The 21016-nt window shown below is 48.0% G+C and carries 16 protein-coding genes; 5 read left to right on the forward strand and 11 right to left on the reverse strand.

From position 1 onward, the window contains the following. Position 1 precedes the first annotated feature (1 nt). The 11 genes from ACSHWX_RS00360 to murQ all read right to left on the reverse strand — a co-directional run bounded on the left by ACSHWX_RS00360 (position 2) and on the right by murQ (position 15590). Positions 2 to 1255, reverse strand: coding sequence for a hypothetical protein (locus ACSHWX_RS00360; protein ID WP_435666181.1), 1254 nt, complete (start codon positions 1253 to 1255; stop codon positions 2 to 4). After that, on the reverse strand, positions 1252 to 2493 hold the full coding sequence (locus ACSHWX_RS00365; protein WP_435666182.1) for a hypothetical protein: 1242 nt from the start codon (positions 2491 to 2493) through the stop codon (positions 1252 to 1254). The genes ACSHWX_RS00360 and ACSHWX_RS00365 overlap by 4 nt, the downstream gene beginning before the upstream one ends. Positions 2494 to 2525: 32 nt before the next feature. Further along, a complete protein-coding gene (locus ACSHWX_RS00370) occupies positions 2526 to 3752 on the reverse strand; it encodes a WcaI family glycosyltransferase (RefSeq protein ID WP_435666183.1) in 1227 nt (408 codons plus the stop codon). Next, the gene (locus ACSHWX_RS00375; RefSeq protein WP_435666184.1) at positions 3749 to 4810 is read right to left on the reverse strand and encodes an NAD-dependent epimerase/dehydratase family protein; all 1062 of its coding nucleotides are present in this window, start codon (positions 4808 to 4810) and stop codon (positions 3749 to 3751) included. The genes ACSHWX_RS00370 and ACSHWX_RS00375 overlap by 4 nt, the downstream gene beginning before the upstream one ends. A 1-nt stretch (position 4811) precedes the next feature. Beyond that, positions 4812 to 5750 (reverse strand): GDP-L-fucose synthase family protein, encoded by a 939-nt coding sequence (locus tag ACSHWX_RS00380; protein ID WP_435666185.1) that lies wholly within the window; start codon positions 5748 to 5750, stop codon positions 4812 to 4814. Next, positions 5747 to 6814, reverse strand: a complete 1068-nt coding sequence (gene gmd, locus ACSHWX_RS00385; protein WP_435666186.1) for a GDP-mannose 4,6-dehydratase — start codon at positions 6812 to 6814, stop codon at positions 5747 to 5749. Before gmd ends, ACSHWX_RS00380 begins: the two co-directional genes overlap by 4 nt. A 186-nt stretch (positions 6815 to 7000) precedes the next feature. Then, on the reverse strand, positions 7001 to 7348 hold the full coding sequence (locus ACSHWX_RS00390) for a YigZ family protein (protein ID WP_435666187.1): 348 nt from the start codon (positions 7346 to 7348) through the stop codon (positions 7001 to 7003). A gap of 29 nt (positions 7349 to 7377) precedes the next feature. Beyond that, positions 7378 to 11553, reverse strand: coding sequence for a translocation/assembly module TamB domain-containing protein (locus tag ACSHWX_RS00395; protein WP_435666188.1), 4176 nt, complete (start codon positions 11551 to 11553; stop codon positions 7378 to 7380). 29 nt (positions 11554 to 11582) lie between these two features. Beyond that, positions 11583 to 13472, reverse strand: a complete 1890-nt coding sequence (locus ACSHWX_RS00400) for an autotransporter assembly complex protein TamA (RefSeq protein WP_435666189.1) — start codon at positions 13470 to 13472, stop codon at positions 11583 to 11585. 266 nt (positions 13473 to 13738) lie between these two features. Then, a complete protein-coding gene (locus ACSHWX_RS00405; RefSeq protein WP_435666190.1) occupies positions 13739 to 14632 on the reverse strand; it encodes a BadF/BadG/BcrA/BcrD ATPase family protein in 894 nt (297 codons plus the stop codon). Further along, positions 14622 to 15590: an N-acetylmuramic acid 6-phosphate etherase gene (gene murQ, locus ACSHWX_RS00410; protein WP_435666191.1), complete on the reverse strand. Its 969-nt coding sequence runs from the start codon at positions 15588 to 15590 to the stop codon at positions 14622 to 14624. The genes ACSHWX_RS00405 and murQ overlap by 11 nt, the downstream gene beginning before the upstream one ends. Positions 15591 to 15697: 107 nt before the next feature. On the opposite strand from murQ, the gene ACSHWX_RS00415 reads away from it, so the two are divergent. The 5 genes from ACSHWX_RS00415 to ACSHWX_RS00435 all read left to right on the forward strand — a co-directional run bounded on the left by ACSHWX_RS00415 (position 15698) and on the right by ACSHWX_RS00435 (position 21010). Further along, positions 15698 to 16549 (forward strand): MurR/RpiR family transcriptional regulator, encoded by an 852-nt coding sequence (locus tag ACSHWX_RS00415; RefSeq protein ID WP_435666192.1) that lies wholly within the window; start codon positions 15698 to 15700, stop codon positions 16547 to 16549. A 230-nt stretch (positions 16550 to 16779) separates the two neighbouring features. After that, entirely contained in the window at positions 16780 to 18003 is a 1224-nt protein-coding gene (locus ACSHWX_RS00420) for an extracellular solute-binding protein (protein ID WP_435666193.1), read from the forward strand. Between the two features lie 109 nt (positions 18004 to 18112). Further along, complete coding sequence (locus ACSHWX_RS00425) at positions 18113 to 19204, forward strand: ABC transporter ATP-binding protein (RefSeq protein ID WP_435666194.1); 1092 nt, start codon at positions 18113 to 18115, stop codon at positions 19202 to 19204. A 6-nt stretch (positions 19205 to 19210) separates the two neighbouring features. Next, complete coding sequence (locus ACSHWX_RS00430; RefSeq protein WP_435666195.1) at positions 19211 to 20167, forward strand: carbohydrate ABC transporter permease; 957 nt, start codon at positions 19211 to 19213, stop codon at positions 20165 to 20167. 9 nt (positions 20168 to 20176) lie between these two features. Next, positions 20177 to 21010: a carbohydrate ABC transporter permease gene (locus tag ACSHWX_RS00435; RefSeq protein ID WP_435666196.1), complete on the forward strand. Its 834-nt coding sequence runs from the start codon at positions 20177 to 20179 to the stop codon at positions 21008 to 21010. Positions 21011 to 21016 lie beyond the last annotated feature (6 nt).

The raw sequence follows: 21016 nt of genomic DNA on the forward strand, positions 1-21016 counted from the left end.
TTTAGGCCACCGCCAAGTTGGACGCAGAACGCCTTGCGTACCAGTTAAAGAATTGGCTGAATAAGATTGCGAGGTAGAAATATCTGAGGCAGTTGCGGATGGGATATTGGGAAGCAAAAAACAACGCCAATAGAAATATCGCCAAAACAAATAGGTAAGGCGCAGCACCAATTTGCGCCGTTTTCGACACTGATCGCATAGCGACAAAAACAATTCCCCAAAATAGAAAGAAATATAGCGAACCAAAAACCCAGGCTTCACCAAATGCATTGAAAGGGACATAGTGTAAAACGCGTTGCTCGTTCAAAGCCTTGACCGACTGAAACCCATCAATCGCGTCGATGGTGGGCATAAACGACAGCACCTTAAATGCAGTATCATAGTTTTCAGGGACAGCTGTTTGGACAGAAGCCGATGTGACCAGCAGGCCCGAAGAAACGTTTGCTAAAATCTTTTGGAATTGCTGGCCATTCTCAAATGAAAAAATCAACTGTTGAACGACAGAACTTAAACCCAACTCCGCATGATTGCGAGCTTCCAATGCGTACGAAATAGAGGCGAAAGCCAACAATACCAAAACTGCAGCAAGTAAGGTCCTCTTGCCTATAAACATGGCAATAGAAGCAATAGCAAAATAGACAGCAACAATGCGGCTGCCTTCCGCAAGGCCCAGGCCAATTGCAAACAATATGAGCGGCAGTGAAAACCAAAAGAACTTTCGGTCATCGGATAAAAAGCTACTCATCGCTAAAACGATCAATAGGGCCGAACCCATCCGGTAGGTCGTGATGATCAACTTGCCAATTTTATCGTCCGCAAAAAGCGCGTTGTAGTCTTTGATTGACCCATAGTCGGCATACCCAAACAATGTTTCTTGCCCAAACTTTATGGAGATAAAAATTGTGGCAACGGCGCAAAACCCGAGAAGCGAATTTGCAAGTAAGGGCGGGACTTGTAGCGCTGAATATGAACATGCAAGTTGCGTGTTTGCATCCCGATATGAAAGTGAGGCCGTAAGTCCGAGCATCACCAATATCAAGCCCGAAACTGCTTCTGGGCCAAACCAATTGGGTTGACCATCAACGAAATACGCGACTGACCCGACCAGTTCGATTAGGTCATTGAAGATCGACATGCCAAAAAGCCAATTGTTTGCGGCGGCAAAAATCAGCAATATGCGGCCCAACAATGGTGCATTTGGCATGAACAACGCGCAAAGCAATGCCCCGACAGCGAACAGGTGAAACAAACTCATGTTGTTGTTCCCTGTTCAATGCCAGTAGAGGTGCGTTGGTTATGTCTTGAAATACATAGGTAGGCAGCGAACGCCACACAGCAATTCGCCAACAAATCAGCAGCAACAACTGCGCCCAACCCCCAATGCTCGGTAAAACCAAATGTTATGGTCAGGCCAACGATCACGCCGATCACGCTAAAAATTGCGGCTTCTTTGAACATGCCCAGCGCTGTCAAACTCTGGATAAGCGTTAGGGCGACGGCACCTGAAAATATCAATATTGAAAATTTCAGGATCAACTCACCAATGGCTGACGAGCCGCTTTGCGCGCTGAAAGCGCCAATAAGGGCAGCAATCAGTGTCGACATAATAGCAATGGAAAGGTTGATCCGTTGCGCTGAAATAATATTAGAAAACTGGATGCGATGAGACAAATTGATCTCTCTCACCAAATCAGGAAACTCGACACGCCTAGCAATGTTGGTCAGCAGCAAAAACCCGGTCACGATTTGCTTTACGTAAATGAGCGCGCCGACAGCCCCACTCCCCAAGACGGAGAAACAAATGAGCAGTTGAAGACGGAAGTAAATTTGTCCCGGTATTACACTCATCAGGGATGCGAGCGAAGTGAAGAATATGTCCTTCACCATTTTGGACGTAACTTCTTCATTCAAGAGTTTCAGGCCGCAACGTCGACTGACGAGGTGCTGAACGAGAACGGCGATTAAGCAGCCGAGTGAAAATGCTGTTCCCAATAAATAGCCACCAACTGCATCTTGCAAGTTGAGCGCGATCGGCAAAATTAAGGCTGAAATCACATATGGTGATGCAGTGGATATGCCGCTGGCACCGCTAAGACCTAGCCCATCCAAGACACCTGTTGAATTGAACACCCAGATGATAATTGCTGGTGCAGCGCATATCACAAACGCATTTGAGAAAGCCCAATTGCTCACTAAAGTATATGCAAGCACGGCGCTTAGTATCAGCATACAAATTCCGGCACGCACGATAATGGCAGCGCGAAATAATTGCGCGATTTCATGCCGGTCGGTTTTGCCATGAACGATCAGGGCGACCTTTCGCGTCAAAACCGTAGTGCAGCCACCATCAACGATAAGAAGGGCTAAAATTAAAAATGAAAAGTGTGTGCCAAAACTAGCCAACTCGAGCAGTTTGTCGCCCATCACCAGCCATGTATTGGCCAGGAACATCGCGCCCTGCCCCAACAAAAGTCCGAAAAGGAGCCAGGCCATGTTGACCCACTTCGTCGTGAACCGTTTGACATTCAAGTGGTACAAAGGCGCTCCAATTCTACTTCGAATTGGGCCAGTATTTTGGTTTTGCTCCAGCTTTTTAGTGCTCGTTGTCGCGCGTTGACTGCCATCTTTTGATAAGTGTCTTTTTCATCAAGCAGTTTTACAATTGCAGCAGCGAGTTCAATTGGGTCGCCAGGTTTTGTTATTAGACCACAGCCCTGAACTTCATTAGCGATGCCGGTTCTCGCCTCAACGGTCGCGACGACCGGCCGGCCAGACGCCAACATGTTTGTCAGTTTGGATGGCAACACCAAGTCCGCAGCGCCAAATGTTTGTGGCAATAAATGAATGGTTGCAAGATTGAGCAGCTCATTGAGCTTCTCAGTTGGTTGGAGATCGTGAAACTGGATGTTGTCCAAACCGTCGGCTTGCGTTTCGAGCCCGGTTAGTGAGGGCCCCTCTCCGCAAATCACAAATGTTATGTCAGCTCGATGCGCCAAGACCTTGGCGGCTTCCACAATGACTTCAATGCCTTGTTTGAGGCCGATGCTGCCTGAATAGAGCGCTATGTGCGGCGTGGAAATATTCCAACTTTGTCGAAACGCTGAGGGCGCATCAAGGGGATGGATTTTATCGGTGTCCGCCCAGTTTCTAAATTCGATCGTATTTTCTTTGCTCACCCCTTTTGTGTGCAACTTCTTCACCATTTGTGGCGAGATGGAGCTGACCCGATGAAACCGAGCCATAATCCAATTTTCAAAACCGCACGCTAACCGACCCAGCGCGGTTCCCTTCGACAAAAGAGCGGTTGCTGACGCCGCTTCAATTTCAAAATCTTGGATATGCAACCAAGACTTAGCCCCCACCAAAAACGCTGAAAATCTCGCCGCGATGGCTGAGAGTAACGAAGGGGCAATGCAAAACACGCAATTTGGGCGAAGGGCAATGGCTTGAACCAGTGCGGGCACAAAGCAACTCAGCAAAAAGCTCAGGTGGTGTAAAATTCGTTTTGGCCCGGTTGGATTTTTTGGCACAAAAATCGGCACTCGGTGCACACAGACGTTGTTTTCCACGTTGGTGGTCCAGTGCCATTTTGAATAGCCTCTGGCAACTTCCCAGTTCGGATAATAAGGCTGTGCTGCGATCACATGAACCTCGTGCCCTTTGGCGGCGAGCATTTGTGCCAATTCAGATGTATAAACGGCAATGCCAACTTTTTCAGGCGCATAGTTGAGCCCCACGATTAGGATTTTCATGGCACCTGCTCCAAGCTCGTGCGCAGTAACTTACTGTCATGCGTAAAGGTCTTTGCATCAGTGCGATAATAGCTTTTGTGCCAAGCAACATATTTGGCAATCCCGTCATCAATTTTCGTGTTCGGGACATAATCAATGAGCTGTTTTAGCAAACCTGTATCTGCCCAGGTTGCAGGTACGTCCCCTGCTTGCAGGGGCAAAAGATTGCGCAGTGCCGTTGTGTCGACAGCATTTTCAATAGAACAAATGAGGGTTTCGAGTGGGGTTGGCTGTGAACTTCCAATATTTACCACCTGATAAGGAGCAGCTGTCGGCATAGCCGCGTCAGTTGGGGTTGGCGCGACGTCAATCAGCAACCGCAAAGCGCTGATCAGGTCATCAATAAACGTGAAGTCTCGGGACGACTTACCATAATTGTAGACATCTATCGGCTTGCCATCGAACATTGCTGAGGCGAACTTAGAGACCGCCATATCAGGCCTTCCCCACGGCCCATAGACTGTAAAAAATCGACATATGGTAGTCGGTATTTGATACAGATGCGCATAGGAATGGGCCATCACTTCCATTGATTTTTTGGTGGCGGCATAAAACGATAATTGATGTTCCGTGCTGTCGTTTTCTGCATAGGGAGTTTTTGAATTGCTTCCATAGACCGAAGAAGAAGACGCAAGGAGCAGATGGTTTGGCGTAAATTTGCGGGCCGCTTCCAAGAGTTCAAACACGCCGTCGACATTGCTGTGCAAATGAAGCCTTGGGTTTTCAACAGAATGACGAACCCCGGCTTGCGCAGCAAGATGAACCACAATTTCGGGTCGATATTTTTCGAACATGCCTGAAAGAAACTCAGGTTCATCGATAGAACGGCAGCTGAAAGTAAATTCGGGTGTTTCAAGTAGCATCGCGCAGCGCTTTTCTTTTAGCGCCACATCGTAATAATCGGTATGCGCATCGATGCCAATGACACGGAAACCATCTTGCAGCAGCAGTTTACAGCAGTGATATCCGATGAAACCTGACGAGCCTGTAACCAGCGCTATAGGTTTGATCTTGTCCATTTCAAAAAGCATCCGTAGCCAAGAATGAATTGTACGTTTGCGCGATCCCGTCCTTGAGTTGGATTTTAGCTTCCCAGCCCAGCTCCCTTAATTGGTCGGTGTTCATGCACTTTTGAAATGTGCCGTCAGGCATGCTCAAATCGTTGGACACCTCCCCTTTAAAACCGACTATTTCGCACACCAATTTTGCCAGTGCTTCGATACTGATATCCTGACCTGTACCGACATTTATATGTCCGCCGCGCTGGTAATTTTTCAGCAAAAACACAAGCGCATCCGCACAATCATCTATATGCAGAAATTCACGTCTGGGCTTACCAGTCCCCCACATTTCAATCGTTGAATTATTATTCTGTTTTGCCTGATGCGCCTTTTTTATTAATGCGGGCAGCACATGGGCTGTTTGCAAATCATAATTGTCATGGGGCCCGTAAAGATTGCACGGCATCGCTGTGAAATAGGCGCGTCCATATTGACGATGATAGGCATCGATCAGTTTTAAAACCGCGATTTTGGCAATGGCATAGGCTTGATTGGTCGGCTCCAATGCGCCAGTCAAAAGTGCATCTTCTTGTATGGGCTGTGCGGCCAATTTGGGATAAATACAACTGGAGCCTAAGAACAGCAATCGATCGACATCGGCCAAATGAGCCGCGTGGACAATGTTCGTTCCAATCATCAAATTGTCGTACAAGAATTGGGCTGGATAACTGTCATTCGCTGATATTCCGCCAACAGTTGCCGCGGCGAGAATAATGGCGTCGGGTTTGATGTCTGCGACATAGGTTTCAACCGCTTTTTGATCTCGCAAATCAAGTTGCTCGCGATCAATCCCCAGGGTTTCACATGGTTCGTTTTCAAGCCGTCGCAACAGCGCCTTGCCGACCATACCATTGTGACCTGCAACCCAGATTTTTTTACCCGCTAAATCAAATCTCATTCGGCGGCAGTTTGGTAATTGGGGATATCATTTGCCAAAGCATGCAAGTCACGTTGCACCATCTCGCGTATTAACTGGCGGACCGATATTTTGGGTGACCAACCCAATTTTTCGCGTGCCTTTTTCGCGTCACCAATAAGTAGGTCAATTTCTGTAGGTCGAAAATATCGCGGATCAATTTCAACGAGGCACTCGCCCGTTTGCCGATCATATCCGCACTCATTTAAACCCTTACCACGCCAAGCAAGTTGAATGCCGACCTCTTTAAACGCCAACTCAGTAAATTGGCGAACAGATGTGGTTACGCCCGTTGCAAGCACATAATCTGAGGGTTCGTCCTGTTGCAACATTGCCCACATTGCTTGGACGTACTCTTGAGCATGCCCCCAATCCCGCTGTGCGTCCAGATTGCCCAAATCTATTTTGCGTTGTTTGCCAAACTGGATTGCCGCCACTGCGCGAGTGATTTTTCGGGTTACAAACTCTTCGCCGCGGATCGGGCTTTCGTGATTAAACGCAACACCGTTCGAGGCGTGCAATCCATAGGCTTCTCGGTAATTGACCACGGTCCAATAGGCATGAAGCTTCGCGGTTGCATAGGGCGAACGGGGGCGAAACGGGGTAAGTTCGTTCTGCGGTGTTTCTTTCACGTCACCATACATTTCGGACGATGAGGCTTGAAAAAACCGTGTCTTTTGTTCAAGGCCCAGTATTTTTATGGCCTCAAGCAATCGCAATGTACCAAGGCCAACTATATTCGCTGTATGCTCTGGAATATCAAAGCTGACGCCAACGTCGCTTTGAGCGGCAAAATTGTATATTTCATCTGGTTGGGTTTTTTGCACAATACGGATCAAGCTCGACGCGTCAGTCATATCTCCATGGTGAAGTGTGAAAACGCCGCATTTTGCAGATTTCTCAAGTAGCATATCTAAGCGCGCAGTATTTGGAGATGATGTACGGCGCAAGATGCCGTGTACGCGATAGCCTTTCTCAAGAAGAAATTGAGCGAGCAACGACCCGTCCTGTCCGGTTACACCGGTAATTAAAGCTGTTTTGTGCAAAACGCCACCCGACACAAGTATAAACTAAGTATTTATTCAAAAAAACATATATTCTGATACGTAAATATAAATACGTACATATAAATACTAATGTCATTTATGATTGTTTGACAAGTGCCACAAAAAGTACGTTCATAATATTCTAAAAATCAACGAACCTCGAAAGCCCACTTCGAGTGGTATCGGCTATATCGCTGCGAGGTAAATGCGAACGGCTTCCTGGACGTGCCTAAACCGGTCCCCGCCTAGATGTTTTCCGCCGTACCATCGGGTGACAATCACAAGATGGTTGGTAAGGCCTTCCCGTTCTAACATGCGCAGAATAATCATCCCTGCGCCGCTTTCGCCGTCGTCGTTTTTAACTCCACCATCGGTGCATAAAACACCCCAACTATTATGTGTGGCTTTTGCGAATTTCTTTTTCTTTTTCAAGGTTTTGATGAGGGATTTTGCATGCTCGGCTGAATGACATTCGCCGCCAGAAACAGCATATTTAGACCCACGGTCAGAGATGATATTTTCAATGATTTTCATGGTGTCGCTTTTCAACCCGCAAACGAGGATCAATAATCTTGTTCGAAGAAAATTCCCGCTTTTGTGTTGCCATCGCCGGAAGTTTCACCGCGTGCTTTAAGGCTGTCTGTTATTTCCAAATCAATGATGATTTTGTCGTCTTTTGCGGCAGTGCCTTTTTCAACATTTAGATAGGTCCGATCGTTCAAATATCCACCTATACCAACTGTGGTCTCGCCGCTTTCGTTTGACTTCACGTCAATATTATCCACGCCAGATAGGTTTCTCAAACGGTCAAGCAGCCCTGGACCGGAATTTGAACCGTTTAGCGTGGCCACTGCATTGGCAAGTTGAGCAATTTGTAAAGCTGAAAGACTGCTCAGGCTTTTGCCGAAGAACATATTTGCAATAATCTCGTCTTGCGGAAGTGACGGGGACGAGCTGAACAAAAACTCAGGTTCGGACGCATAGCCTTGCACGAGGATAGAATAAATCGCACTGCCATCGCGGGTGTTTGCCCGGAAATTAAGCGTCGGGTCCAATGGGCCTGCAAATGTGACGCGCCCCGTATCAAAGTCAAACCGTTTGGTCAGCAATTCCAGTCTGCCGCGTTGTAATGAAATTTGCCCCGTAGCTCTGGGGTTTGACGTTGTGCCGCTCACTTTAATGCGGCCTCCAAGTTCTGCATCCAAGCCCCTTCCCCGAATGTAGATACGGCGCGGCGCATTCACATCGATATCCAGCCTGATGGTTGAACCCGAACTTCCTGAACTGTTTGCTGGGGCGAGTTCTCGTGCCTGCTGCTTCACCGCAGTTGGCGCGGATTTGTGCGTTATATCAACAGGTGAAACGGAGTTCGGCAGGTTTTCAGGTATGGTGATATTGGCCTGTGCAATTGCAACGGAACCGCTTAACACACCTGATCGCGCAATCGGCCCTGTCAATTTCAAAGTAGCATTCATGGAGGTGGCAACAACGCCATCCTCATATTTTACGTCGTTTAGCTTGATATCAAAGTCACTGTTCAACGCATCTGCGGCCCTAAGTGACGTATTGCCCGTAATCGTGATCCGCCCGCCGGACGCGACGTCGCCCGACAATTCCTGCACCTCAGCTCGATCATTATTCAATATGATGATGCTCGAAATGTTGCCGAGTGACAATTTTGAAGCGACCTCCTGCAGACTGGCGCCCTGCGTTTTCACAACACCGCGAAATCTTGGCGCTGCAATGGGACCAGTAATCTGCGCCTCAATGGATGCTGCTCCAGAAGCCAAAATACCAGCCCGGGACAATGGTTGCGCGATGTAAGCGAAGGGCAAGTTTCCTGAAACCCCAACATTCACGGATTGAGCAGTCAAGTTCACATCGCCGTTGACGGATGCCGACGCTCCACCTGAAAGGGTTGAGGCAATGGATAGGCGGCCATTTTGGAACGTCCCAGTACCATCCGAGTTTAACGAAGAAAGTCTATTTGTTCTGGCAGCGAGAATTGATGCGCCGCGAAGCGAATATTGATATCTCGCTTTTGGATCGGCGATTGTGCCTGTTACAAAAACATCTGCTGAAATTGTACCCTGCGCCCCTTGTCCTGATGGGGCCACTGCGTCCAATTCAGCAACTGAGATGTCATTTAGCTTGAGTTCTAAATCTAACTTTTCTGCAATATCCCCTGATAATGCAGCCGTGCCGGAGCCAATCCCGATGAAAGGAACATTGATCTGTGTATTTCCATCCGCGATTTTGATTTGAGCGGTCTGTCGCAATCGTACTGGCAAGTCTTTGTACGTCAGTTTAAACTCATCGATATTGACTACCGTGCCATCGCTTACATTCTGCATGGTCGCATTTACGACAATCGGCGCATCGTTGCTTCTTGCGTCTAGGCTTATTGCAAGGTTGGATAGCGGGCCCAGGATTTTCGTTTCTACATTTTGTATTTTCTCGCCACCGGCAATCACTTGCTCAATAGTTGCAGTGCCTTCTAACTGGCCATCACCCAACAAATCGGCAGCCACTAAATTAACATTCAACGCTTTCACGTTCGTGCCCTGCACACTGAGCGCAGGGGCAGTTAACTGCAATTGTGCTGACTGCTGACCACCATCGCCAGAAAGCAGCAATGAACCGGAAATTGCGCCCTCTAGTTGTTCTTGCAGCAGCAACGGAGCGATTTGCTTTAAGTCCGTTTGATAAAACTGAATTTGCCCGTTTGCCATGCCAGACACTTCAATCGCCAACTGCCCTTTTATTTGTGTCGCAGGCGCGATGACTACTAAATCGTTCAGTATGTGCGATCCACTATCGCTACCCGTATAAATTGCTGAGGTGCTGATCTTTTGCTCTTTGAACACACCTGACAGATCCAGCTTAATGCCTTCTTGCAGAAGCCCTGATATTTCCCCTGAGACGTCCTTAATCGGCTCCCCGGCAACGCTTAAATCCTGACCGTTTAGCTTGATCAGGGTTGTTGGATTGTTTATTGGACCGTTTGCTTGAATATCTACATTCACCGCCCCAACAAGCGTCGCATCAAACGAATTCAAATCTGCCAAGGACGCATTGCCTTTGACGTCAATTTCATTGTTGTCCAAGACCCCTTGAAGCGCGAAGTTCAGGTTATCGCTTTCGCTCTGCAAAGAACGAACTTCAAGCCGACCGCCATCGCTAAACAATTGAGCGGACAACGTGCCACCGCTTTCAGAAAAGAGTTGCTTATATATGCCGCCAGCGCTTGGGTTTATCGAGGCATCTACATTCATTTCCGCTTTCGCGTTGCCCATGTCGTATTTGCCCGCAACTTGCGCGGCAAATTTGCCCCCCTTAAGCGATGCTTGGCTAAGTTCGACTTGTTGGTTGGCAATATTCAGATTGGATTGGAGAGAAAGCTGGCCGGTGAGCAATTCATCGAGTTGCTCGATACCTGTTTGCAGTTTCTCAATGTCAGAATTTGCAGAGAATTTACCATTGGATTCGAGGAAGTTGATTTCTTCGCCTTTGACAGAAACAGTGCCATTTCCAAGTTCGACAGCACCTTGAACAAAACTTTCAAGTTCAGCGTCAACCGTCAAACTCGCGTTTTGTAGCGCCCCATCCATTGCCGCGCGTAGGGATATATTGCCAAGGCGAAACTGATCTGGGGATCCGGCCGGACCAAATGCAACTTCAGTGCCTTTTTGAGAGAACATGCCTTCTAAGGTGAAGTTCATCTCGTCGCTTTTTGCGTTATACGCGCCCTGCAATTCAGCGCTTGTTAGCGCGGAGTTGAACGTTGCCTGTTGAAGCTGGACCGAGCCATCGCTCCCCCGTGTTGCATTGAATGCCAGATTTGAGCCACCAGCGACGAATGGCACCAGTTGATCAGGCAAAAGCGGCGCGAGTTGACCGTTTAAATTCACCGACAGGGTTTGGACCTCATCACCAAGACCGAGCAACAGATTTCCCTGCACAGTTTGCTTGTTGTCTAGTGCAATGGCGAGTTTTCCAGCAAGGGCTGAAAGAGGTCCGCTTGTTTCCAACTGAACGTCGAGCGCAGGCAGGCCGGGTACATCCAATAGTCGCGCAAGCATACCATCAGCTTGTTCGGAAAACGACAATTGCGCCGCTAGATTATCACTGTTTGGATCAACCGCCCAAACAGCAGATGCCATTTGTCTTTTACTGTCCAAGTCCTCGACAACGAGGTTGCCGCTTGTCTGCAACGGGATATTTTGTGCTGATGCGTTACCGGAAATATGAAGTCGTTTTGGCGTGCCAAATACTTGTTTGGCAAAGCTGATTTCACCAATGTCCAAACTATTGAGCGAAAGGCTTTGAAGCGGTGCGGGCAAAAGTTGCAACGGCGCAGTACTTTGCTGAGAGGCTGCACCTGCATCCGGAAAACGGAAAATTTCAATTGAACCAATGCGCGCTTTTGAGAGGTCGATATTGCGCCCAATCAATGCGCCAAGGCTGTATCCAATTTCGATATCTCGAATTTCTGCCCAAACGCCTTTATCGTCTGACAAAGTAAGCTCTTGAAGGGCTAGCCTGTTGCCAAACACCTGATCCAAACCGGAAATCTCAATGGATTGATCTGGTGAACTTGCAATTTGGCTCACCAAGCTCGCCGTAACGGACCGTCCAGGGCCCGTCATGGTCAAAAGCGTGGCGCTCAACAAAATTACAACCAACAGTGATGCAGCAAGGAGTGCTGCACGCAACAGCCAATTTGCCTTAGGCGGCATAGAGCTTACCTTCGTTCAAGAATCAGAAATTAGAATGCCTGACCTATCCCGAAATATAAGGCATAATTAGGCTGCCCAGCAATTTTATTCATTGGGAAAGCAATATCAGCACGAATTGGCCCCAATGGTGTCAAATATCTAACCCCTGCACCAAACCCAGTATAGAGCGATCCGCCCTGCCCTGGGATGTTCGAGGTAAACGCTCCGCCAGTATCGACGAACGCTACAACGCCGATTTGCTCGTTGACTTTGTAACGTGCCTCAACCGAAGCTTCTATGAACGACATGCCCCCTGCCGGGTTGCCATTTGCAGTTAATGGTCCTGCTGCACGATAGGCGTAGCCTCTGATCGATCCCGCACCGCCTGCGTAGAAGCGACGATCAACCGGCACATTGTTGATGGACGTGCCAAATATTGTCCCGCCCGCAACGCGGCCAGCCAAAACGAATTTCTTTTCCGCATCAAAACTATAGTAAGTGCTGGCGCTTGCGGAGGTTTTAATAAAGCTCGCTTGGGTGTTAAACGCATATGTGGGTTCGGCGAACAAGGTGGCGTATATACCCTCCGACGGGTCCAAAGGATCGTCGCGATTATCCCAAATCAATTCAAATGGCGCGGAAACGATGGAAGAATTTCTTGTCGAATTTTCGTCGGTAATCACCGCATATTCAGCCGCTAATCCACCTTTGAGCGTAAGTTCTTCACGCAGCTTATTTGAAAGACCGGCTTCAATTTTGCCGCCATATTTTCTAAATGCATTCGAGTTTTCAATACCCAGTGAAATTTTACCCTCAAAACTGGTCTTTGGGCCAAACGCGTTTGGTTTGAAAAACACCAGCGCAGTTTGAGCGTCCAAGTCGTTGATGCTACCTTGACCGATCCGACCGACCGATGCTTCTGCGCGAAGCTTCTCCGCCCCGCCAAATAAATTCCGATGAACCCAAAATCCTTCAATGCCTAAACCATCAAGGTTGCCAGCGGTAACTCCAACCCCAATTGTGCGTGGCTTGCGTTCGCTCACCTCGATCACCAGATTGAGCTGGTCGCCATCACGCGCATCTTCGTTGGGTTTAATGACGACACTATTGAAAACGCCCAGCGTTTGAAGCTGCCGGGTCGAACGCTTTATGGCTTCAGGATCATAAATGGCACCTGATTTTAAATCTGCAACTTGAATAATCGTTTGTTCTTTAACGTCGACCGCGCCTTTAACAGAGATGTCACCGATATAAGTGATGGACCCGGTACTGAACTGTAAAATAACGTCCAACTGATTTGTGGAATGATCTGCTTGTATCGTTCTTTCTTCCAAAGCAGCAAATGGGTAGCCTTGATTGCGCCATTCATCCAAAATTGTCTTCTGCGCCGACAAAATAAGATCAGACTTTGCCGTTCTTCCTTGCACAATATCGTATGGCGAAAGATCAAGCGGTGAACCGTTTATCGTCGCATTCGGCTTGGAGAATACAAACGTCGACCCCGCATCCACATTGATAATCACATCAACCAACTGCCCAGATAAATCCTTATCCAGCGGCACATCATCTAACGATTGGCCGGCGATACGGATATCTAGCAGCGCACCGTAGTGGGCCTCAGCATAAAGCGCCGCCAAAATTCTTTTTTGATCAACGCGTGCACGGGTTATCAGGCCAATCGTGCCTTCGGGCGGTTCGGCCTGATCTGCAACCAGTAAAGAGGCGTCCGTGATGACCGCGCGTAAGCTTTCATTGTCGGTTTGAACAGTTGTGGAATAGGCGACATAGCTGCCGTTGGCGTCGATGGGTGCTGTTTGAACGGCTTCCTCGCCGCCAAACCGAAAACCAAAAAACTCGAATCCCGCAGCCAATGAGCTGCTGGACAGGCCTAAAACAAGCCCGAACATCCCTATCGTTGAAAGACGCGCGAATTTGGACAATTTGGTGTAACTCCGTACATTTACGACACATATCCAGTTCCGGACGGGTCTTTGTAACACAAAGATATTACTTGTTCAAAAACGAATTCGTGAAGCGGCATTTTCGCGCACATCACCCGGTTTTGACCTGCACAAACAGTCGCCTCACCCGCAGTTCGCCAAACAATTTTCCAGTTTGCAATAGAAGGCCCTCGCCCTCAAATCGATATGGTGGCTGTGCGCAGAAAATAAATTTCGAGTGATTTTTAGTAATCGCATGTGCGGTGCTATAATTTTTGTTCCTGCGCGAAGTGTTTTTTGGCGAGCAAGAATGCGCCATCTAGCGCACCACCCAATGGTGGGTGGCAAATGCTTTGATACTCTGTCGGCATCCATTTTTGGTAAATTGGGCCAAGCCCCCCGACGAAACAAAGACGTTGCGCAATAATTTTGTCAGCGGAACCCAACATGCTGATCAATATCTTTATTGCACGGTCGATAATTTGATGTGCAACAGGGTCTTGCGCTTCGTAAGCTGTTACAATTTGGGGCGCCAATTTTGCGTAATCTGATGCAACAGATTTGCGGGCGAACTCAATCATTTTATGGGGCGAACCACCAAAGTCCTGTAGTGTTTTTTGCGTCAATTGCGAGGGAGCAAACAGCCCGTCATATGCTTTTATCGTATCACGCAGCAATTCGCGACCAAGCCAAGCCCCACCGCATTCATCACCCAATTCAAATCCCCAGCCGCCGGTACGTTGTGCTGCGCCGTATTGCTGCCGAACGATGAACGATCCAGTGCCCAACATGGCAACAACGCCGTCATTTTCTCCAAGAGCTGAGGCAACTGTTAATTCGATGTCCGTCGCGACATGTGTTTTTTTGAATGCCAGCGCAATTTGCAACTGTTCAAGATCCGCAGCGCGACTTGCGCCTGCACCGGCTAAACCCACCAGCGAGAAGTCGTGTTCACTCAAACCCAAATCACGACCCGCAGCTTGGTATGCCTCATGCTTGAGTTGGATCAGATTTTGGATGGTTTGTTGAGTGTTGGTGCAGATATTTGCAGCGCCGCCGGAAGCACCCCCAAGAATGCGCCCATCGAGCGTACAAAGCCGTGCGCGGGAACCGCTGCCACCGCCGTCAATTAGCAGTAAACTGCTATCTTCATTCGCCATTGCCAATGTTACTCGCTTTGGTCAGTGCGGCGCGCAGATGGCCACCCACACTTTTTAACATCGCAATGGATTGTTGAGCATCGGCACCTGTTTCGCAAATCAAAATTGCGACTTTTACGTCCCAATTTGCCGTCTTTAGGGCTTCTAGCGATTCCGTTTTTGAGGCAGAGGTCAATTCGCGAACAAGATTTAAGGCACGCGCGCGCAACTTTTCGTTGGTCACGTTCAATTCAACCATCCGGTTGCCATAACACTTGCCAGAGCGGACCATTGCCCCGGTCGAAATCATGTTCAGGACCATTTTTTGCGCCGTGCCAGACTTAAGCCGTGTTGACCCCGCAAGAATTTCTGGCCCCACAAGCGGGGCAATGGAAATATCAACGATTTCCTCAATCGGGCTATTCGCATTGCACGAAATACCAACGGTTGTTGCGCCCTTTTCATTCGCGAATTTCAAGGCTGCCATCACGTATGGGGTGCGTCCGGAGGCTGCTAACCCGATAACGAGGTCGTTTTCGCAAACACTCGCCTGCTCAATATCAAAAACGCCACGTTCCGTATCATCTTCAATACCCTCTTGAGCTTGGAATATTGCTGGTGCGCCGCCAGCAATGATCGCGTGAAACAGCTCAGGGGGCGCCGAAAATGTGGGTGGAATTTCGGATGCATCAAGCACCCCTAACCTGCCGCTTGTCCCGGCACCCACGTAAATTATTCGCCCACCAGCTTTTAGTGAATCTTTGGCCGCTTCAATTGCTAAACCTATGGGTTCCAAAACGCATTCGACAGCCAATGCAACAGCTTTGTCCTCGTCATTCATCAACTGGGCAATTTCTTGCGCTGACATTTCGTCTAACCGTTCTGAACGCGCATTTGTGCTTTCAGAAGTTAGCCCTTCAAGGGTGGAAGACAAACGCAATAGATTATCTTCAGCGATTTTGTTATGGTCAGCCGTCATGTTGGAATTATGTATTCCCAGTCGAGCATCGTCAAGAATTTTAAATTCTTTGCCCGACTTTTTTGTGATATTGGTGCTTTACGTCAACTAAGGGAAATGCCCATTAAATGCAAAGTGCTCAGAACCTTATCGCAAAGTTAAACGCAAATCTTGAGGATTTGTCACAAAACGAACGCCGTATTGCACAGGGTATCTTGGACGACCCTTCCCTTGTGACCACAATGACCTCACAAACACTGGCGCTGCAATGTGGCGTAAGCCAATCGAGCATAATCAAATTTTGCAAGAAGATCGGCCTGCCCGGCTTCCCGGCTTTAAAGATTGCGTTGAGCGCTGAGATTGCGCGAACGCAAGGTGCTGAACAAATTCATGGTGATATCTTTAGCGATGACCCGCTAAATGCGGTGGCGCAAAAAATGTATAACAGTAAAGTTGCGGCTTTGTCGGAAACGCTAAAGCTAAACTCTACCCATGATTTTAGCCTCGCGGTGGAGAAACTGGTCGGCGCAAATCGAATTATAATTTTGGGTGTTGGCGGCTCCGCACTCGTAAGTAGCGATTTTGCGTCCAAGCTAACCAAGTTAGGCAAGGCCGTTATCTCTGGCGGCGATGCCCATGTTCATTTGGCAAACCTTGCCCGATTTGACAGCGACGACCTGTTGATCCTCATTTCCTATTCAGGAAAAACCAAAGAACTCTTGGTTGCAGCCGATTATGCCCGACAGCACGGCATTCCAATCTTAAACCTAACAGGCCCAAGCACCTCTAAGAATATCGGCAAGAATGAATTGGTGCTCAAATGCATCGCCAGCGAAAATCTTGTCCGGTCATCTTCAATCGCGACCCGCACGGCCCAACTGGCAATCACTGACTTGCTGTTTATTTTGTTCGCTCAAAAAGAAGCAGATATGGCCAGCAAAATTCAAGATAGCCAAGAAGTGGTCAACCAACTTCGTTAGTTGGACTAAATTATTCACAAATTCAAAATCAGTGATTTTTTATTATTGACATGAGATTTTGAGAATTTTATATTCCTTAACAGAGGAATAAACTCCTCATCCGGCGAATAGCACCTTGAACATGATTTTGGTCATGCGAAAACCTCGCCGATGAAGGCGTTAAATACGTTGCTCTTCAAACCTATTCATTTGGCCAAATGCCAAAAATGTTTTTCTAGGGAGGGAACAAAATGAACAATCTTAAGAGACTTGCCACATCAGCTGTGCTCAGCGCAGCGACATTGGCGTATGCGGGTACTGCACTCGCCCAGACACAATTGGATTTCTGGTCATGGCGTCAAGAAGATGTGAAAGGCTACAACCAGATCATCGCGGCTTTTGAAGAACAAAACCCTGACATCAAGGTTACGTTCACAGCCCATGAAGCAACTGCATATAACACAATCCTGACCACAGCATTGGCTGGTGGCGCTGGACCGGACATCATGCACACACGCTCATATGGCTCATTGGAGGTGATTGCGGCCCCTGGCTATTTAGAGCAGCTTGATGGCAAAATCGATCTTTCAGCATTAAGTGCTGACGAACTGCTTGGCACAACATTGCGGGCTGATGGGCATGTTTATGCTGTTCCGTTCGCATCCCAAACTGTTCTTGTTTATTACAACAAAGACCTGTTCGAAAAACATGGTGTTGAACTGCCTGCAACTTGGGCTGAGTTCAAAGCAGCTGCTGAAATGTTTAAGCAAAAGAACGTAACACCTTTGGCAAACGGTATCGCTGATGGTTGGACAGCCGAAGTTATGGCTGGCGCGTTTATGCCAAACTTTTACGGCAAAGAGTACTTTGGTGAAGTTACATCCGGCGGAACCGATTTTGAAGACGCACGTTTCGTCGGCGCATTGGAAAAACTGGCCGAACTAACAGACTACATGCCAAATGGTTTTGAGGGCGTTGATTATGCGACCATGAAACAACTCTTTATGGCAGGCCAAGCTGCGATGTTCGTTGGCGGTTCATGGGAATTGCCTGGTTTTGTTGATAGCGGCGTAAATTTCGACATCATGGCAGGTCCATCGGCTGAAGCAGGCGGTCCACGCATGGTCGCAACATGGCTTGATGGTGGATATGGCGTAAATGCTTCATCAGAAAACAAAGAAGCAGCGCTTAAATTCATCCAGTTCACAGCAACACAGCCATTTGCACAAATGTTGTCAGATAAATTGGCAAATGTACCAGCAGTTGACGGCGCAAACATCTCAGACCCAATGCTTGCAAAAGTATCTTCGTTCCATGCTGAAGCGACACCATACATTATGCTTGTAGCATTCCGGTTCAACAAACCAACGGGCTCTAGCTTGTTGCAAAATGGATTGCAGGAACTGTTCACCGGCAAAAAGTCTGCGGCTGAAGTTGCCAAAGATATCAGCGACGGAATTAAAAGCGCTGAATAGGCATAAGTACGCCTAAACCATCCCTTTGGGGCTTCACTCCCTGCCCCAAAGGGCCTGACTATTAGTTCAGCACTACACCAATTCAACTCACCCTTTTCAGGACAATAAAATGGCACAAATTGAACTGCGCGGCGTGACCAAACAATTTGGTGATGTAAAGGTTATCCACGGTGCTGATCTTACAATTGAAGGCAATGAATTTGTTGTTTTCGTCGGCCCATCCGGTTGCGGAAAGTCAACATTGCTCCGCCTCTTGTCCGGGCTGGAAGAACAAACCGCCGGTGAGATTTATATAGACGGGGAGCGGATTGACCACTTACCGCCAGCCAAGCGCGGATTAGCCATGGTATTCCAATCCTACGCGCTTTACCCGCATATGACTGTTTATGAAAACATGTCTTACGCATTACGCGTTGCTAAGAAAAGCAAGGCGTTCATAGAAGAAAAAGTAAGAGCAGCAGCAGATATTTTACAGCTAACAGAATTGTTAGACCGCAAGCCAAAAGCCTTATCCGGTGGACAACGCCAGCGCGTGGCGATCGGACGAGCGATTGTGCGCGACCCTCGGGTATTCCTATTTGATGAACCGCTCTCCAATCTAGACGCGAAGCTTCGCGTGCAGATGCGGATTGAGCTGACCAACCTGCACCAACAGCTTAAAACCACGATGATTTACGTTACCCACGACCAGGTGGAAGCCATGACCATGGCCGATAAAATCGTCGTGTTGCGCGCCGGTAATATTGAGCAAGTTGGTGCGCCCCTTGAATTGTTCAAAAAGCCAGGCAACAAATTTGTTGCTGGGTTTATCGGCTCCCCGGCAATGAACTTCTTTCCCGGTAAAATTTTGAAAATTTCGAATGATCAACACCATGTTCGCCTAACGAACGGCGTGGAATTTGAGTTTAAAGCCGCCCCCGGTTCGCTTGAAATTGCGGACAATGTAAATTTGGGTATTCGCCCTGAGGACTTGTCGCCGATAGGCTCTGGCGATGGCACATTTACTGGCGCGGCAAGCACCGTTGAGCGCCTTGGTGCGCAAACGTATATTTACCTCAAAACCGAGGTTGGCGAAGACATCGTTGTGCATCATCTTGGCGATTTAGAAGTAAAGCCCGGTGAGAAAATTCAAGTCAGCTTTAAAGTTGATGACTGCCATCTCTTTGGCCCTGACGACCAACGCATTGAGATTGGCAGGTAGATGACCATGTCCAATGTTACTGACAACGATTTTCAGAACGCGATCAAACACCGCAAGAGACTTAGACGATTGTGGATTGTCTTTTTGCTGTTCCCCGCAGTTGCGATTTTGGCAACCTTTGTGTTTTTGCCCATGGCCTCGGCAATCTGGTATTCAGTTTACGACTGGGATGGACTGGTTCGTGGAGAGTTTGTCGGCCTTGCGAATTTTTCCGAAGTTCTTTTCAACCCGCTAAACAACAAGTTCCTATTCAACGCGTTTTTCAACAATATCAAAGTGTTTGTCACGTTGATGATTGTGCAAAACGGATTGGCTTTGGTTTTGGCGCTTTTGCTCGCGCGCGAACCCAAAGGATATCGGTTTTACCAAGTTGCGTTTTTCCTACCCGTCATCCTTTCCACTGTAATTATCGGCTTCCAATGGAAATTGTTCTTGAACCCAATTTTTGGCCTTGTGAACACGTTCTTGCGCATGGTGCAGTTGGATAGCTGGGCATTGCCTTGGCTCGGCTTGCCTGAAACCGCGCTCGGATCAATGCTCATTGTAAATACGTGGCACTGGGTTGGTTTTCCAACACTCGTGTTCCTCGCCGCGATTCATCGCATTCCCAAAGACCTAATTGAGGCAGCTCGTTTGGACGGCGCAAGCGAGTGGAATATCGCGCGCGACATCATTTGGCCGCTTATGGCGCCTGCCGTCACCATCATTGTCGTTTTGACGTTTATCGGCTCGTTCAACTGGTTTGAAATCCCTTACATTATGGGCGGCCTTGAAGGATCTCCTGCCTATTCCACAGATATGCTGGGACTTTTGTTCTACCGAACAGCCTTTGGTTCGGTTAGCGCTGGGAACTCAGACTTCGGTACTGGCTCAGCACTTGCGGTTTTGATTTTCATTTTCATTTTCACCTTCTCAACCATCGCGACACGGTATTTGACCAGTCGCGAAGTTGAATTGAGTTAGGGGCAGATCATGACAGAGAAAAAATCTGGCGATTTCGGCACATGGTTGATGCACATATTTTTGGGCTTCAACGCGCTGATCATGCTTTACCCCATCATTATGATGGCTCTATCGGCGTTTAAGACAAATAACGAGATATTCTCAGCGCCCTTCTCATTGCCGAGCAGTTTCAACCTCGACAATTTTGCTGTCATTTGGAACGAAACAAATGTGCCACGCTACTTCTTGAATTCGACAATTGTTACTGGCATTTCTGTGCTGTTTTTGTTGATCATCGGCACTATGGCTGCTTACGCGTTATCCCGATATAAATTTCGCGGCAACATCATGGTTTCGTTGTTCTTTTTAAGCGGGCTAATGTTGCCCCTGCGCCTTGCCATTATCCCACTTTTTATCCAGTTAAAAGCGCTTGGGCTGGTGGACAATCTAATTGGCTTGATATGCATATATACTGCGATGTCGCTGCCCGCGACCGTGTTTATTATGACTGGATTTCTGCGCTCTCTTCCATCAGAACTTGAAGACAGTGCCCGGATGGATGGCGCGAGTGAATTCCGCATTATGGTAGAAATAATGGTGCCCCTTATCACCCCGGCAATGGTTATTGCTGGTATCTATAATGCGGTCCCTATTTGGAATGATTTCTTCTTCCCCTTAATCTTTATTCAGTCACCTGAATGGAGAACTATTGCGCAGGGTTTGACCTCGTTCTTTGGCGAATATTCGATCAATTATGGTGTACTTTACGCAGGACTTACCCTTGCAGCTTTACCCATCATGGTGATCTTTATTGTCCAATCGAAACGCTTCATTGCTGGCATGACTGCCGGCGCGATTAAATAATCATAG

The organism is Maritalea sp. (assembly GCF_051251695.1).
GTDB lineage: Bacteria > Pseudomonadota > Alphaproteobacteria > Rhizobiales > Devosiaceae > Maritalea.

Bases quoted from the DNA above. Each gene is read 5' to 3' on its own strand.
- ACSHWX_RS00360 (WP_435666181.1), bottom strand. From the start codon at position 1,255: ATGAGTTTGTTTCACCTGTTCGCTGTCGGGGCATTGCTTTGCGCGTTG.
- ACSHWX_RS00395 (WP_435666188.1), bottom strand. From the start codon at position 11,553: ATGCCGCCTAAGGCAAATTGGCTGTTGCGTGCAGCACTCCTTGCTGCA.
- ACSHWX_RS00370 (WP_435666183.1), bottom strand. From the start codon at position 3,752: ATGAAAATCCTAATCGTGGGGCTCAACTATGCGCCTGAAAAAGTTGGC.
- ACSHWX_RS00390 (WP_435666187.1), bottom strand. From the start codon at position 7,348: ATGAAAATCATTGAAAATATCATCTCTGACCGTGGGTCTAAATATGCT.
- ACSHWX_RS00430 (WP_435666195.1), top strand. From the start codon at position 19,211: ATGTCCAATGTTACTGACAACGATTTTCAGAACGCGATCAAACACCGC.
- ACSHWX_RS00365 (WP_435666182.1), bottom strand. From the start codon at position 2,493: ATGGCCTGGCTCCTTTTCGGACTTTTGTTGGGGCAGGGCGCGATGTTC.
- ACSHWX_RS00380 (WP_435666185.1), bottom strand. From the start codon at position 5,750: ATGAGATTTGATTTAGCGGGTAAAAAAATCTGGGTTGCAGGTCACAAT.
- murQ (WP_435666191.1), bottom strand. From the start codon at position 15,590: ATGACGGCTGACCATAACAAAATCGCTGAAGATAATCTATTGCGTTTG.
- ACSHWX_RS00375 (WP_435666184.1), bottom strand. From the start codon at position 4,810: ATGGACAAGATCAAACCTATAGCGCTGGTTACAGGCTCGTCAGGTTTC.
- ACSHWX_RS00420 (WP_435666193.1), top strand. From the start codon at position 16,780: ATGAACAATCTTAAGAGACTTGCCACATCAGCTGTGCTCAGCGCAGCG.
- ACSHWX_RS00405 (WP_435666190.1), bottom strand. From the start codon at position 14,632: ATGGCGAATGAAGATAGCAGTTTACTGCTAATTGACGGCGGTGGCAGC.
- ACSHWX_RS00415 (WP_435666192.1), top strand. From the start codon at position 15,698: ATGCAAAGTGCTCAGAACCTTATCGCAAAGTTAAACGCAAATCTTGAG.
- ACSHWX_RS00435 (WP_435666196.1), top strand. From the start codon at position 20,177: ATGACAGAGAAAAAATCTGGCGATTTCGGCACATGGTTGATGCACATA.
- ACSHWX_RS00425 (WP_435666194.1), top strand. From the start codon at position 18,113: ATGGCACAAATTGAACTGCGCGGCGTGACCAAACAATTTGGTGATGTA.